Below are 14,387 nucleotides of genomic sequence, written 5' to 3'. Positions count from 1 at the left end.
TCTACCCTCTCCTGCAGCCTAGCGATACCGGCCCATAGTCACTTTGAGAACCTGCGGACGATCGACCAGATTGATCCCGTAGTCAGTCTGGTCGCCGTTCCAGATGCGTTTGACGACCCATTGGCCGTCCTCGAAACCGCCTTCCTCGACGCGCAGGATCATGCCGTTCGGCGCAGTGCCCGGCGCGGCGTGGAAATCGACGCGAACATGATCGCCGATCAGCAGGAATTCGTTTTCCGAAAGCTGCGCGACGGCCAGCCCGCCGACCGGCTTGTCAGCCCATTCGGGCGGATCGGATTCGAGCCAGGTCCATTCCTTGAAACCGAACTGCCACTCGCCCCAATTGCCGGTGATGGTCCAGTTGCCCATGCGCGTTGAAACTTCCGCTCCGTCATCGGGCTTTGCAGCGCCCCAGGTGGGCCGCGTAGCCGCGATCCGCGCCCAGTCGCGCATCATCGAACCCACCGCCGCGTAGGGGAGCGCGAAGGCATCGAGCGTCGTTTCGTCGAGTTCCTTCGCGCCGAGCGGATAGTTGAAATAGCCGGTCTTATCGATGCCGAACGGCGCAAAGCCAATCGCGCCATGCCCGAGCGCTTCGTAGAAGAAGCGCGCGAACAGCCGTGAGTTGCCGATTTCCGGCACCATCAGCGGATTGTCGGGCCGGGCATATTGATCGAGATAGGAAGCCACATTCTCGCTCGACCGGTCATAGATATCGGGCGCGGCGAAGTCGATCGCGGGCGCCGCCGCCTTCCAGATATCGAGCACGTCCTGCTGCGGCCCGCCGCTGGCGACGCCCATCGGATCGGGAACGTTGGACGGCCCGGCCAGCGATGCATTGACGTACATGGGAAGCGGCTTCACCGCCTTCCCCGCCTTGGCGATCGCATTGATGTACGAAGCGACATACCAGGTGTTGAACGCCCGGCCCGCCTGCTCACCGAATGCCTCGCTCCAGCTGCCCGATTTGCCGGTCGCCGCCGCAAGTGCGTCGGGGATTTGCTGCGCGAACAGTCGGTCACCGGTATCGCTGTAATCGCGGGGGTTGCGATAGCTGCCGCTCTCATTCTGCACCTGCACCAGAATGACGGTGTTCTGCGGATCATGGTCGCGCAGATGCGCCATCAGCCGCACGAACGCACGACGATCGGCGGCCAGCGTCTCCGTGCCGTGTGCACTCAGGACGCCGTGATCGCTGCCGTCGGGCAGCTGCATCCGCGGAAAGCGCTCGCTGTCGAGCTTCACCCAGTCGGGCGTGTAGGCGTAGCTGGTATTCTTCCAGCTGCCGAACCACAGCAGCACCAGCCGCTTGTCATGCGCGCGCGCCTGTTCGAGCAGCGTGTCGAGGAAGGAGAAATCGAACTCCCCTTCGACCGGCTCGACCTGCTGCCAGGCGATCGGCATTTCCAGCGTGTTGGCGTGGATGCGATCGAGCAACGGCCAGACCTGATCGAGCATGGCGGGATAGTTGCTCGAATTGTTGGCCTGGGCCGCAAGCATTGTGAAAGGCGCGCCGTCAACAATGAAGGCATATTTGCCGTCATGGCGTTCGAGCCGGGGCAGCTCTGTCGCCACCCGATCCTGTGCCTGTGCGCTCGCCGCGAGCGCCAATCCCATCAGTGCCAATCCGCGGCACAAGCGCCGAACCATATCCTTACTCCTCTCGCTCGGCCGGGTCGCCATAGAAGATGCCGCGCCCGTCCGTGCCGAGATAGACTCGGCCGAAAATGCGCGGATCGCCCGTGATGACCCGGAACCGAAGACCCCATTGATGGGCATCGTCATTGATGCGGCCCCAGCTTGAGCCACCATTGATCGATCGGTAGATTCCGGTAACGCCGGAAAGCGTCGCAATCGCATAGATGGCCGGCCAGTCGCTGTTTTCGGCGGCCTTGCCGAGGCCATAGCGCTTGATCGCGATGCCGTTGCCCGCCCGTTCCCAGCTTTCCCCGTAATCCGCCGACCGATAGAGCGTGTCGCCGATCAGCAGCCAGAGGTGCCCCGCTGATCCGGGAACCGCAACCAGCGGGTTGGCCGCCTCGCGGCCGTGCGTCCGCGCACCGGAAAGATCGTCGGGCAATCCCGTGCTTCCGGCAGGGCGGAAGTGCGCGCCGCTGTCGTCGCTCCGCAGCAGCTTGTTCGCTTCGAAATCGATTGCGTAGAAACGCTGCGGATCGACCTTGTCGGCCGTGACACGGCTGCCGAAGGGCAAGCCGAGGACCGGCGCCCAGCTCTCCCCGCGATCCTCCGTAACCAGCGGATCGCGAGTTTCCACCAGGAAGGTCGAACCGTCGGCCGACACCGTGATCGCCGCATTGCCGGTGCGCTCGGGCGCGTCTGGCGACATGCTGGCTAGGTCGGGCGTATAAAGCGGCGTCCAGCTTTCTCCGCCGTCGTTCGACCAGGCAAGCGAGCTGTCGGGCACGGTCGGCTGATGGGTATTGCCGCTGCGGACCATCACTTGTGGCGCCAGACCCGCATAATCGAGCGAATTGGTGTTGGTGAGCATTGGGTTGCGATGCACATGCGGCGGCGACACCGTCAGGTCGTCGTGGCGGAAGCCGCCGAGATCGCCAAAGCCCGAAACCAGATGCGCGCCGCCGGTGGGGCTGACGAACGTGATGATCGCCGTCTGCTCGATTCCCCTGGTCCAGGGCTTCCACACCATGTCCCGGCGGGTCCCGAATTGCTGCGTTGCATAGAGCGTTGCGCCAGTGACATAGGCGGCGTGTTCAGAGTCGAACGGATCGATCGCCAGCCCGGAAATCCAGTGGCCGAAAGCGACCCTTTCGTGATCGAAGAACAGAAACGGCGTAGCGGAGACATCGCGTTCGCTGATCTTGCGCAGTTCGATCCAGCTTTCGCCCGCGTCGTGCGAACGCCACACTGTGTCGCCGGGCTGGAACCGACCGATAGTGCTGACGGCGATCGCCTCAGGGTCTTCGGCGGAAACCGCGACGCCCATATAGCCGCCCACCGGAGCGTCCGGCCCGGCTTCCGGCGTGATGTCCCGCCACGCGCCGCTAGCCGGGTCGTGGCGCCACACCGCACCGCGCGTTATGCCGTTGGGGCCGATATCGTCCGAATAGGTGATGGTCAGCACGCCGTCGCTGCCGACCGCTGCCTTGACGGGCAAGAGCGTCGCCTCCGGTCCGCCTGCCACCGCGCGCCAGCTTTCCCCGCCATCGTCGGAGCGAAACAGATGCCGCGCGCCCGGATCGGCACTGCCGACATAGACGCGCCCTGCATGTGCAGGATCGAAGATCACGAAAGACAAGCCTCCATGCGTCTGCCGAGGGCTTTCGGGAGTATCGAGTCCCGGCAACGGAAAGCTGTCCACCGTGCGCCAGTGCGCGCCTGAATCCGTGCTCCGCCACAGGCCGTCATGGCGCGACCCGAAGAACAGCCGATGATTGTGATGCGGATCGACCGCAAGCCGCTCGCCCAGTCCGCGCCCGCCTTCGTTGCCGCCCATCGGGAACGGCACCGGCGTCTTGCGCCAATGCGCGCCGCGATCCCCGGACCGGAAAATCGCCGCCGGCCCCCAGCTGCCCATACCCGCAGCGAGATAGACGATGTCGGGATCGACCGGATCGGGCGCGATGCTTTCGATCCCCATATAGCTCGATTCGGTTTCGCCATCCTGCAGCGGAATCCAGCGCGACCTGGCCGAATCCCAGCGATAGGCGCCGCCCATATCGGTGCGCAGATAAGCGAGACCGGCTTCCGCCGGACTGAAGACGATCCCGGGCGCGAAGCCGCCGCCGCCGACCGTGACATTCTGCCAGCGATATGCCGGCGCCTCCTGCGCACGGGCTTCGCATAACCACGCGTTAGCGCCAACGTTCGCAAGGAAGCCAAGGCACATCAGGAATCGCGCGCGCCATCTTCCCATCGCTGTTGCCCCTCTCCGGTTTTTCTACGCCGAGCACGGTTCCGACGAGTGCCCTTGACGCAGCATATGGCATAAACGATACCGCTAACACAACGGAGAGGAACCACATGACTGCACGCGGCCATTCGTGGCTCGAACATTTGCCCGCCGATTGGCGGCAGGGTTGTTTCGTCGGGCGTATCGCAACTGATGCCGGCCCCTCGCCCATCATGCTGCGCGGGGGGCGCGCCTATGACATGAGCTCGGTTCGTCCGACCGTGTCGATGCTGATCGCCGACCGCGCCTTCGACGGCGGCGTCGATATCGGTGATCCGGCGGCCATTGCCGATGATGCGCTGCTCAGCCCGGTCGATCTTCATGTGATCAAGGCCGCAGGCGTCACCTTTGCCGTGTCCGCGATCGAGCGCGTCATCGAGGAACAGGCTCGCGGCGACCATGCCCGCGCGGCCGAGGTGCGCAAGCGGCTGGAATCCGCGCTTGGCGGCAATCTGCGCAGTGTCGTCCCCGGCTCTCCGCAGGCCGCGCAGCTGAAGGAGGCGCTGATCGCCGACGGCATGTGGTCGCAATATATGGAAGTCGCGATCGGCCCGGACGCGGAAATCTTCACCAAGTCGCCGGTACTCTCGACCGTCGGCTGGGGGGCATCGATCGGCATCCGTTCGGATTCGACCTGGAACAACCCCGAACCGGAAATCGTGCTGATTGCCGATTCCGCTGGCGAAGCGGTCGGCGCGTGCCTCGGCAACGACGTCAATCTGCGCGATTTCGAAGGGCGTTCGGCACTGCTGCTGAGCAAGGCGAAGGACAACAACGCCTCCTGCTCGATGGGTCCGATGATCCGCCTGTTCGACGATGGCTATTCGCTCGACGATGTCCGTGCCGCCGATGTCGCGCTGACGATCGAAGGGACCGACGGCTTCGTGCTCGAAGGCGCAAGCAACATGCGCGAGATTAGCCGCGATCCGGCCGAGCTGTTGCGCCAGGCGTGCAGCGAACATCATTATCCCGACGGTTTCGTCCTGTTCTGCGGCACGCTGTTCGCCCCGACGCAGGACCGCGACGAGCCCGACCGGGGCTTCACGCACAAGATCGGAGACACCGTCACCATTGCGAGCGAGCGGCTCGGTACGCTCGTCAACCCGGTGACGACATCGCGCGACGCGCCTGCATGGCGTTTCGGCATCGCCGATCTGTTCCGCAATCTCGCCGCGCGCGGCCTGATCGCATCATGACGAACCTGGAGACAAAAGTGCTGCATCGCTCCATCCGCGCCGGAGAGCGCGCCCGCTATCCGAGCCTCGAGAGCAAACGCGTGATCGTGACGGGCGGCGCATCGGGCATCGGCGCCGGGATGGTCGAGGCTTTCGTCGACCAGGGTGCGCGCGTATCGTTTCTTGACATTCGCGACGCGGATGGCGACCGGCTCGCCGAAACGCTTGGCCAGGGCGCGAAGCACACGCCGCTCTATCGCCATTGCGACCTGACCGATCTCGGCGGTGTTTCGCGCACGCTGCTCGAGGTGATGGAAGCGATGGGCGGAGTCGACGTGCTGGTGAACAATGCCGCCAGCGACGATCGTCACAGCGTTCCCGACGTCACTCCCGAATATTGGGAAGAACGGATGAACGTGAACCTGCGCCACCAGTTCTTCGCCGCGCAGGCCGTGCTTCCCGCGATGCGCGACGCCGGTAGCGGCGTGATCCTCAATCTGGGCTCGATCAGCTGGCATCTCGGCCTGCCCGATCTGGTCCTTTATCAGACCGCGAAAGCGGCGATCGAGGGCATGACGCGCGGGCTGGCGCGCGAAGTCGGGCGCGACGGCGTTCGCGTGAACGCGATCGTGCCGGGCAATGTCCAGACTCCGCGGCAGGAACGCTGGTATACCCCCGAGGAAGGCCAGAAGATCGTCGACGCGCAATGCCTCGATGGCCGTATCCAGCCCGCCGACGTCGCTGCGCTGGCACTGTTCCTCGCGTCGGACGATGCACGCATGTGCACCGGGCACGAATATTGGGTCGACGCGGGCTGGCGCTGATGGAGGCGAGCCATCTCCTTTCGGTCGGCGCCGAGCTGGGCGAAGGTCCGGTGTGGATCGGCGACGCGCTGTGGTTCGTCGATATCAAGCGGCTGCACCTCTATCGCCACCGCCCGGAGAGCGGCACAACCGATCGCTGGGACGCTCCCGAAATGGTCGGGTGGGTCCTGCCCTCGCATCGCGGCGACATGATCGTCGGGCTGCAATCGGGTCCGCATCGCTTCGCGCCCGACACCGGCAGCTTCACGCGCATCGCGACGATCGATGCCGACTTGCCCGACAACCGGCTCAACGATGCCGCGGTCGACGCACGGGGAAGCATCTTCTTCGGCACGATGGACAATGAAGAGACGCGGCCCAATGGCTGCGTCTATCTGCTCGATCACGGCGCTGTGCGAAAAACCGTGCTCGATGCGACGATCATCACCAACGGCCCCGCCGTGGCACCCGATTGCAGCCATCTTTTCCATGTCGACACGCTCGCGCGGACGATCACGCGCCATGCGATCGCAGGCGATGGGACGCTTGGTCCCGGCGATCCGTTCCTGGCCTTCAGCGGCGACGAGGGCCATCCCGACGGCGCGATCTGCGACAGCGAAGGCGGCGTCTGGATCGGCTTTTACGGCGGCTGGGCCGCGCGGCGCTATGCGCCCGACGGCACGATGACGGATGAAGTCCGGTTTCCCGTCGCCAATGTCACCAAGGTAGCACTTGGCGGCCCCGATGGGCGCACCGCCTATGCCACAACCGCGCGGCAGGGGCTCGACGCCGCCGCGCTCGAGGCCCAGTCGCTGGCCGGGGACGTTTTCACATTTCCGGTGGCCGTTGCGGCAGCGCCGCTGGTACCAGCAAACAGCTAAAAAAAGAGGTGCGTTGCCCGGCAACGCCACCGAATGGGAGAGGCAAGTCAGGTGGTTAGCGAATTCAACAGGGCTTTGACCCTTCGTATCGTCGCGGTGGCGACGATCGGCGGCTTCATGTTCGGCTATGATTCGGGCGTGATCAACGGCACCCAAAAGGGTCTCGAAGCCGCGTTTGATCTCGGCAGGCTGGGCATTGGCATCAATGTCGGTGCGATCCTGGTCGGCTCGTCGATCGGCGCGTTCGGCGCCGGCCGCCTCTCCGACCTGATCGGGCGTCGCGCGACGATGATGGTGTCGGCGTTTCTCTTCATCGTCTCGGCCGCGATGGCTTCGGCTGCCGGTTCGTCGGAAATCTTCATCCTCGCCCGCATCATCGGCGGTCTCGGCGTCGGCGCAGCAAGCGTCACTTCGCCCGTCTACATCTCCGAAGTCGCCCCCGCGAAGATGCGCGGCAGCCTTTCGAGCGTGCAGCAGGTGATGATCATCTCTGGTCTCACCGGTGCGTTCGTCGCCAATTTCTTCCTGGCCCGGCTCGCCGGCGGTTCGACCGATCCCCTGTGGTTCGACATACCCGCCTGGCGCTGGATGTTCGGCCTGCAGGTCATCCCCGCCGCGCTCTATCTTCTCGCGCTGCTGACCATCCCGGAAAGCCCGCGCTATCTGACGATGAAAGACAAGGACGATCAGGCCGAAAGCGTTCTTACGCGCCTGTTCGGTGCCGCGCATGCCGCGCGTACCGTGCGTGACATCCGCGCCTCGCTAGCCTCCGATCATCACAAGCCCAAGCTTTCGGACCTGTTTGTCAGCGGCACCGGCAAGCTGCGCCCGATCGTCTGGGTCGGCATTGGTCTTGCCGTGTTCCAGCAGCTCGTCGGCATCAATGTCGTCTTCTACTACGGCGCGACGCTCTGGGAAGCGGTGGGCTTCACCGAAGACAATGCGTTGCAGGTCAATATCCTGTCGGGCGTTCTTTCGATCGGCGCCTGCCTTGGCGCAATCGCGCTGATCGACCGGATCGGACGCAGGCCGCTGCTGCTCATCGGCTCGGCGGGCATGACAGTGACGCTGGCAACCGTCGCCTGGGCATTCTCGACGGCTGTCTCGGACGGCGCCGGCGGCCTCACCCTGCCCGGCAATTCGGGCGTGATCGCGCTGGCCGCCGCCAATCTCTACGTCATCTTCTTCAACCTCAGCTGGGGCCCGGTGATGTGGGTGATGCTCGGCGAGATGTTCCCGAACCAGATCCGCGGTTCGGCGCTCGCCGTAGCCGGTTTCGCCCAGTGGATGGCGAATGCCGCGATCTCGGTCAGCTTCCCGACACTGGCGGCCTGGCCGGGACTTGCAATCACCTACGTCTTCTACGCCCTGGCAGCGGCGGTTTCCTTCTTCTTCGTTCGCGCGATGGTCAATGAGACGCGCGGCCGCGAACTGGAGGAAATGGAAGGGTGAAGCTCGCCTGCGGGCCCTGGGAAATGGTCGTCGCGCCGGAAGGCGCGGCGATCCTTTCGTTACGGCGGAACGGACGCGATATCCTGCGCCTGACCCCGCAAGGGGCAAGCGACCCGTTCGACCATGCCTGCTTTCCGCTCGTCCCCTATGCCAATCGCATCGCCTTCGGGACACTCGAGTGGGAAGGACGGCTGCACCACCTTCCGCGCAACCATCCGGGCCAGACGCATCCGCTTCACGGAACGGGATGGCGCGAACGCTGGGATATCGTCGAAAGCGACGCGAAGAGCGTCACGATGCAGCGCGAACGTCCCGCCGACCGGCACTGGCCCTGGAGCTTTACGGCGGTGCAGCGTCTGGAACTCGACGCCGAGGGGCTGAATGCGTGGCTGGAAATCCGCAACGATGATCGCGGCGCGATGCCGGTCAGCCTGGGATTTCATCCCTATTTCAGTCGCGACGGCGCAACAGCGCTGCAATTCGAAGCGGGGCATGTCTGGCTGGCCGATGATCAGATGCTGCCGACCAAGACGGCGCCTGCCGATCATTTCGGCGACTGGTCGGCGGCGCTGCCGCTCGAACAGCCGCAGCTGATCGACCACTGCTATGCCGATTGGAACGGTTCGGCAATCGTGACTCGGGATGATGGCGATATCCGGCTGGCGGGCAGCGGCACCCCTGCCCTGCACATTTTTCTGCCGCCCGGCGAAGCATTCTTCTGCGCGGAACCGGTCACGGCGATGCCCGACGCCGTGAACCATGATGAAGCGGCCGTGCTGGCACCGGGGAAGACGATGCAGGCCGGGATGCGGATCACATCGGCCTGAACCGCCGGATCAATCGACCTTGCGGACCGAGGGTCGCGGACGGCGTCGCGGCGCGGCATCGGACTGGCGCCGCACCAGGGTATAATCGAGCACCTGATGTTGGGGCGGCGCCGTGCCGCCGTTACGGCGACTCTGGAGCATTGTGATCAGCAATTGCATCGCTGCACGGCTCATTTCCGCGATGGGCTGATGAATCGTGGTCAGTTCAGGCCAGATCGTGGTCGCCAGCGCCGAATCGTCGAACCCGACCACGGTCAGGTCCCCCGGCACATCCATGCCGCGCCGATGCGCGACGGCGACCGTCGCCGCCGCCATATCGTCGTTGCTGGCAAAGATCGCCGACGGCGGATCGCCGATTTCGAGCAATTGCTCGGCCGCGTCGAGGCCCGAACGATAGGTGAAATAGCCCTGAGCGATCAGGGCGTCGTCTGGAACAATATCGCGCGCGCGCAACGCTTCGCGATATCCTTCGAGGCGTTCGCCGCTGGCGGCCAGATTGGGATCACCGATGATGAAGCCGATACGCTCATGCCCCAGTCTGAGCAGATGTTCGGTCATCTCCCGCGCTGCTCCGCGATCGTCGATCGAGACCGAAGCGACATGGTCGGGCTGGCTGCCCGTTGCGACGGCGATGGTCGGAACGCCGGCGGCAGCGAGCAGGTCGAGGACCTCGCGCGAATCGCACAGCGGCGGCGGCAGGATGATTCCGTCGACGCCGCTTTCGATGAAACGCCGCGCGACTTCGCTGGCATTGTGATGGGGATCGGCGTGCTGAACGACAAGCTGGATGTCCGAACGGCTCGCCTGGTCGAGACTGCCGAGCAGAAAGGCGCTCAGATAGGCCTCCGAAGGGTTGCTGTAGAAGAGACCGATGCGCAGCTGCACCGCGCCGGCGAGCCGCCGGGCCGCGCGATTGGGCGCATAGTTGAGCTTCACGATCGCGGCCTGCACCGCCTCGCGCGTCGCGTCGCGGACATTGGCCTCGGCGTTGATGACGCGTGATACCGTCATCAGCGAGACGCCGGCCAGCTTGGCGACGTCGGCGATGGTCGGCGCGCCGGTCTGCCGCGACGTCCCGGCCCTTGGTTTGCGTGTTCCCCCTGACATCCATTCTCCCTAGCACCAGCTGAAGCGGAAACGGAAGCATATCGCGCGACATATTGTGGTAGCGTTATCAGCTTTGCATCCCTATGTTCCGCGCCCAAAGCAGATAGGGAGGAGTGCGATGGGCCGATTCGGCTTTCTGATGGCAGCGGCGGCAATGGCCGTGAGCGTGGCTGCCTGCACCGCGCAGCAGGATGGCAAGACCGTAAATCCGCAGAACTGGCCCGAGGCGAAGAGCGTCGGGCTGATCGATGACGCAACGGAAGCGAAAATCGACGCGCTGATGGCGCGCATGTCGCTCGAGGAAAAAATCGGCCAGATGATCCAGGCCGATATCGGCTCGATCACGCCCGAAGACCTGCGCGAATACCCCCTGGGCTCGATCCTTGCGGGCGGCAGTTCGCCGCCGCTCGGCCATCCCGATCGCTCCCCTGCCCAACCGTGGATCGAAACGTCGCGCGCATTTAATGCCGTCGCGATGGAAGAACGCGAAGGGCATGTTCGCATTCCGCTGATGTTCGGCGTCGACGCCGTTCACGGCAACAGCAATGTGGTGGGCGCCACCATCTTCCCGCACAATGTTGGCCTGGGCGCGATGCGCGACCCCGAATTGATGCGCAGGATCGGCCAGGCGACGGCCGAGGAAACCGCAGCCGCAGGCATGGACTGGGCGTTCGGCCCGACTCTCGCCGTGCCGCAGGACGAGCGCTGGGGCCGGGCCTATGAAGGCTATTCGGAAGACCCGGACGTCGTGGCGTCCTACGCCGCGCCGATGGTCGAAGGACTGCAGGGTACGCCCGATTCCTGGGGCATTCAGGGCGGGCATGTGGCGGCGAGCGTCAAGCATTTCCTTGGTGACGGCGGCACTACCGACGGTATCGACCAGGGTGATACCCAGGTTGACGAGGAAACGCTGATCCGCGTCCACAACGCCGGCTATCCCAATGCGATCAATGCCGGAACGATGACCGTGATGGCCAGCTTCAACACCTGGAACGGGGTGAAGATGCACGGCAACCGCGAACTGCTGACCGATGTGCTCAAGGGCCGCATGGGCTTTGACGGCTTCATCGTCGGCGACTGGAACGGTCACGGCCAGATTCCGGGCTGCATAAACACCGATTGTCCGCAGACCTTCCTTGCCGGGCTCGACATGGCGATGGCGCCGGACAGCTGGAAGGGTCTGTATGACTCGACTCTGGCGGCGGCGAAGGACGGCACGATCCCGATGGAGCGGATCGACGACGCCGTGCGCCGCATCCTGCGCGTCAAGTTCAAGATGGGCCTGTTCGACACCGCCCGCCCGTTTGAAAGCCGCACGGCAGTGATCGGTTCGGCCGAGCATCGCGCCATTGCCCGCGAAGCCGTGCGCAAGAGCCTGGTGCTGCTCAAGAATGACGGCGTGCTGCCGATCAAGGCGAGCGCCAATATCCTGGTCGCCGGCGAAGCCGCCGACGATATCGGGCGCCAGTCGGGCGGCTGGACGCTTTCGTGGCAGGGCGACGGCAACACCAATGCCGACTTCCCCGGCGCGACATCCATCTACGCCGGGATCGCGCAGGCGGCGCAGGCCGGAGGCGGCACCGCCACGCTTTCGACCGACGGCAGCTTCAGTCAAAAGCCCGATGTCGCCATCGTCGTGTTCGGCGAGCTTCCCTATGCCGAAATGCGCGGCGACGTGCGCACGCTGGAATTCCAGCCGGGCGACAAACAGGCGCTGGCGCTGCTCAAGCGGCTGCGCGAACAGGGCATTCCCACCGTATCGGTCTTCCTCTCGGGGCGTCCGATGTGGGTGAACCCGGAAATGAATGCATCGAATGCCTTTGTCGCGGCCTGGTTCCCGGGTTCGGAAGGCGCCGGCATCGCCGATCTTTTGATCGGTGGTGATCACGATTTCTCGGGCACGCTGTCTTTCAGCTGGCCGAAGACCGCGGGCCAGTTCGTCCTCAATCAGGGCCAGGACGATTATGACCCGCTGTTCGCGTTCGGCTATGGCCTGACCTACGCCAAGGGCGGCGATGTTCCGCAACTCAGCGAAGTATCCGGCATCGACGCCAGCCTGGCGAACACCAGCCTGTTCTTCACCCGCGGTCGCGTGCCGGAACCGTTCACGCTTTCGCTCGCTGACGCAGTCACGCGCAGCGCAGTCGACAGCGAAACCGCTCAGGAAGGGGCAATGCGCCTCACCTGGAACGGTGCGGGATCGGTCAGCATCGACGGACCCGAACTGGCACTGGTGCGCGAAACCAATGCCGACATGAATATCCAGGTCACCTATCGCCTGGTCACGCCGCCCAGCGGCGCGGTTGAAATGAAACTCGGCGCGGCATCGGTGAACATTGCCGACGTGCTCGACGGATCGGACGGATGGCACATGCTGCGCATTCCGCTGAAGTGCCTGCGCGATGCAGGCGCGGATGTGGAAAGCGTAACGTCGCCGTTCGCGCTTTCGGCCGACGCCCCCTTTGCAATGGCAATTTCCGACGTGCGGCTCGCGACCGATCCTGCGGGCACCGTCTGCCCCAACTGAATTTACGGAGATTTTGATGATCGACGGAAGCTTCCCCATCGGCGCGCGCATGGTTTCGCGCGACCAGGGCTTCGAAGCCCATAACCCGACGACCGGCGAAACGATCGAACCGCGTTTTTCGGTCTCCACCACCGAGGACGTTGCCGAGGCATGCGCCCTCGCGGCCAAGGCGTTCGACACGTTCCGCGAAACCAGCCCCGAGGATCGCGCCGCCTTCCTTGAGGAAGTCGCGAGCCAGATCGAGGCGCTTGGCGACGAGCTGGTCGAACGCGCGATGGCCGAAAGCGGCCTGCCCCAGGCACGGCTGACCGGCGAGCGCGGCCGCACCTGCGGTCAGCTGCGCATGTTCGCGGCGCATCTGCGTCGCGGCGACTGGATGAACGTGACGTTCGACACGCCGCTGCCCGATCGCCAGCCGCTTCCCCGTCCCGACCTGCGCCAGCGCCGGATCGCGGTCGGCCCGGTCGCGGTATTCGGCGCGTCGAACTTCCCGCTCGCCTTCTCGGTTGCCGGCGGCGACACCGCTTCGGCGCTCGCCGCCGGATGCCCGGTGGTCGTCAAGGGGCATCCTGCCCATCCCGGCACCACCGAACTGGTCGCGCGCGCGATCCAGAAGGCGGTTGCCGCGAAGGGCCTGCCCGAAGGCGTGTTCTCGCTCGTCCAGGGCCCGGCCAACGAACTCGGCGCCGCGCTCGTCACTGATCCGAGGATCAAGGCGGTCGGCTTCACCGGTTCGCGCGCGGGCGGCCTCGCGCTTGTCGCACTGGCACAGGCCCGGCCCGAACCGATCCCGGTCTATGCCGAAATGTCGAGCATCAACCCCGTCGTGCTGATGCCGGCAGCGCTTGCCGCACGCGGCGAAGCGCTGGCCAAGGGTTATGCCGGATCGATGACGCTCGGCGCGGGTCAGTTCTGCACAAATCCCGGCATCGTGATCGGCATCGCCGGCGACGATCTGGACGCCTTCGCCAGGACTGCGGCCGAAGCGGTGGAGGCCGCGCAGCCGCAGGTCATGCTGACCGCTGCCATCCAGGGTGCCTATGATCAGGGTGTCGACGCGCTCGAAGGCAAGAACGGCGTGACGCTGCTCGCCAAGGGCGCCGAAGGCACTGGCTGCACGCTGGGCCGTGCCGCGCTGTTCCGCACCGATGCGCAGACTTTCCTTGGCGATCCCGAAATCAGCCAGGAAGTGTTCGGCGCCGCCTCGATCCTGATCGCCGCGAAGGACATGGACGAAGTCATCGCGTTGCTCGAGCGGCTGGAAGGTCAGCTCACCGCGACGATCCAGCTCGATGATGCCGATGTCGAAGCCGCGGAGCCGCTTCTTCCGGTGCTCGAACGCAAGGCCGGTCGCATTCTGGCCAATGGCTGGCCGACCGGAGTCGAAGTGTCGACGGCGATGGTGCATGGCGGGCCTTTCCCCGCGACGTCGGATCCGCGCACGACATCCGTCGGCACGGCGGCCATCGAGCGCTTCCTGCGTCCGGTCTGCTATCAGGATCTGCCCGACGGGCTGCTGCCCAAGGCGGTGCGATCGGCCAACCCCTTTGACCTGCCGCGCACGATCGACGGCTCGCCCGAAAACTGATCCCGGCCAAATGGGGTTGATTGCCGGAGTCGCCTCGCGTGCCCGGCAATCAACCCCCTCCGTACTGTTACGGCATTGCACTGCAGCAAAGCGCTA

Annotated in this window: 10 protein-coding genes; 7 read left to right on the top strand and 3 right to left on the bottom strand. The window is 65.0% G+C overall.

Translation table 11 applies throughout. The features are described from left to right. Positions 1-18 precede the first annotated feature (18 nt). Entirely contained in the window at positions 19-1,617 is a 1,599-nt protein-coding gene (locus G5C33_RS10815) for a DUF5597 domain-containing protein (RefSeq protein WP_165327220.1), read from the bottom strand. A 37-nt stretch (positions 1,618-1,654) separates the two neighbouring features. After that, positions 1,655-3,895, bottom strand: a complete 2,241-nt coding sequence (locus G5C33_RS10810) for a WD40/YVTN/BNR-like repeat-containing protein (RefSeq protein ID WP_228275032.1) — start codon at positions 3,893-3,895, stop codon at positions 1,655-1,657. A gap of 107 nt (positions 3,896-4,002) precedes the next feature. Here G5C33_RS10810 and G5C33_RS10805 point away from each other — a divergent pair, with 107 nt between their 5' ends. The 5 genes from G5C33_RS10805 (at position 4,003) to G5C33_RS10785 (ending at position 9,069) form a co-directional block, all read left to right on the top strand. Further along, positions 4,003-5,127 carry a fumarylacetoacetate hydrolase family protein gene (locus G5C33_RS10805; protein WP_165327219.1) on the top strand — a complete coding sequence of 375 codons (1,125 nt, stop codon included), beginning with the start codon at positions 4,003-4,005 and terminating at the stop codon, positions 5,125-5,127. Positions 5,128-5,144: 17 nt separating this feature from the next. Further along, positions 5,145-5,930 (top strand): SDR family NAD(P)-dependent oxidoreductase, encoded by a 786-nt coding sequence (locus G5C33_RS10800; RefSeq protein ID WP_407698045.1) that lies wholly within the window; start codon positions 5,145-5,147, stop codon positions 5,928-5,930. Further along, positions 5,906-6,790 carry an SMP-30/gluconolactonase/LRE family protein gene (locus tag G5C33_RS10795; protein ID WP_323126166.1) on the top strand — a complete coding sequence of 295 codons (885 nt, stop codon included), beginning with the start codon at positions 5,906-5,908 and terminating at the stop codon, positions 6,788-6,790. The genes G5C33_RS10800 and G5C33_RS10795 overlap by 25 nt, the downstream gene beginning before the upstream one ends. Before the next feature lie 75 nt (positions 6,791-6,865). Further along, positions 6,866-8,242 carry a sugar porter family MFS transporter gene (locus tag G5C33_RS10790; protein WP_266095900.1) on the top strand — a complete coding sequence of 459 codons (1,377 nt, stop codon included), beginning with the start codon at positions 6,866-6,868 and terminating at the stop codon, positions 8,240-8,242. Continuing rightward, positions 8,239-9,069: an aldose 1-epimerase gene (locus tag G5C33_RS10785; protein ID WP_165327216.1), complete on the top strand. Its 831-nt coding sequence runs from the start codon at positions 8,239-8,241 to the stop codon at positions 9,067-9,069. The genes G5C33_RS10790 and G5C33_RS10785 overlap by 4 nt, the downstream gene beginning before the upstream one ends. A 9-nt stretch (positions 9,070-9,078) precedes the next feature. Here the strand turns inward: G5C33_RS10785 and G5C33_RS10780 are convergent, their stop codons facing one another. Further along, positions 9,079-10,176, bottom strand: coding sequence for a LacI family DNA-binding transcriptional regulator (locus tag G5C33_RS10780; protein WP_165327215.1), 1,098 nt, complete (start codon positions 10,174-10,176; stop codon positions 9,079-9,081). Positions 10,177-10,294: 118 nt separating this feature from the next. Between G5C33_RS10780 and G5C33_RS10775 the strand changes: the two genes are divergently transcribed. Next, positions 10,295-12,703: a glycoside hydrolase family 3 protein gene (locus G5C33_RS10775; protein ID WP_165327214.1), complete on the top strand. Its 2,409-nt coding sequence runs from the start codon at positions 10,295-10,297 to the stop codon at positions 12,701-12,703. 16 nt (positions 12,704-12,719) lie between these two features. Continuing rightward, a complete protein-coding gene (locus G5C33_RS10770) occupies positions 12,720-14,291 on the top strand; it encodes an aldehyde dehydrogenase (NADP(+)) (RefSeq protein WP_165327213.1) in 1,572 nt (523 codons plus the stop codon). Positions 14,292-14,387 lie beyond the last annotated feature (96 nt).

This window comes from Sphingosinithalassobacter tenebrarum, from assembly GCF_011057975.1.
GTDB classification, from domain to species: Bacteria; Pseudomonadota; Alphaproteobacteria; order Sphingomonadales; family Sphingomonadaceae; genus Sphingomonas; species Sphingomonas tenebrarum.
Note: the sequence above shows the minus strand (reverse complement) of the source record. Positions and strands in the feature narration are given on the sequence as shown.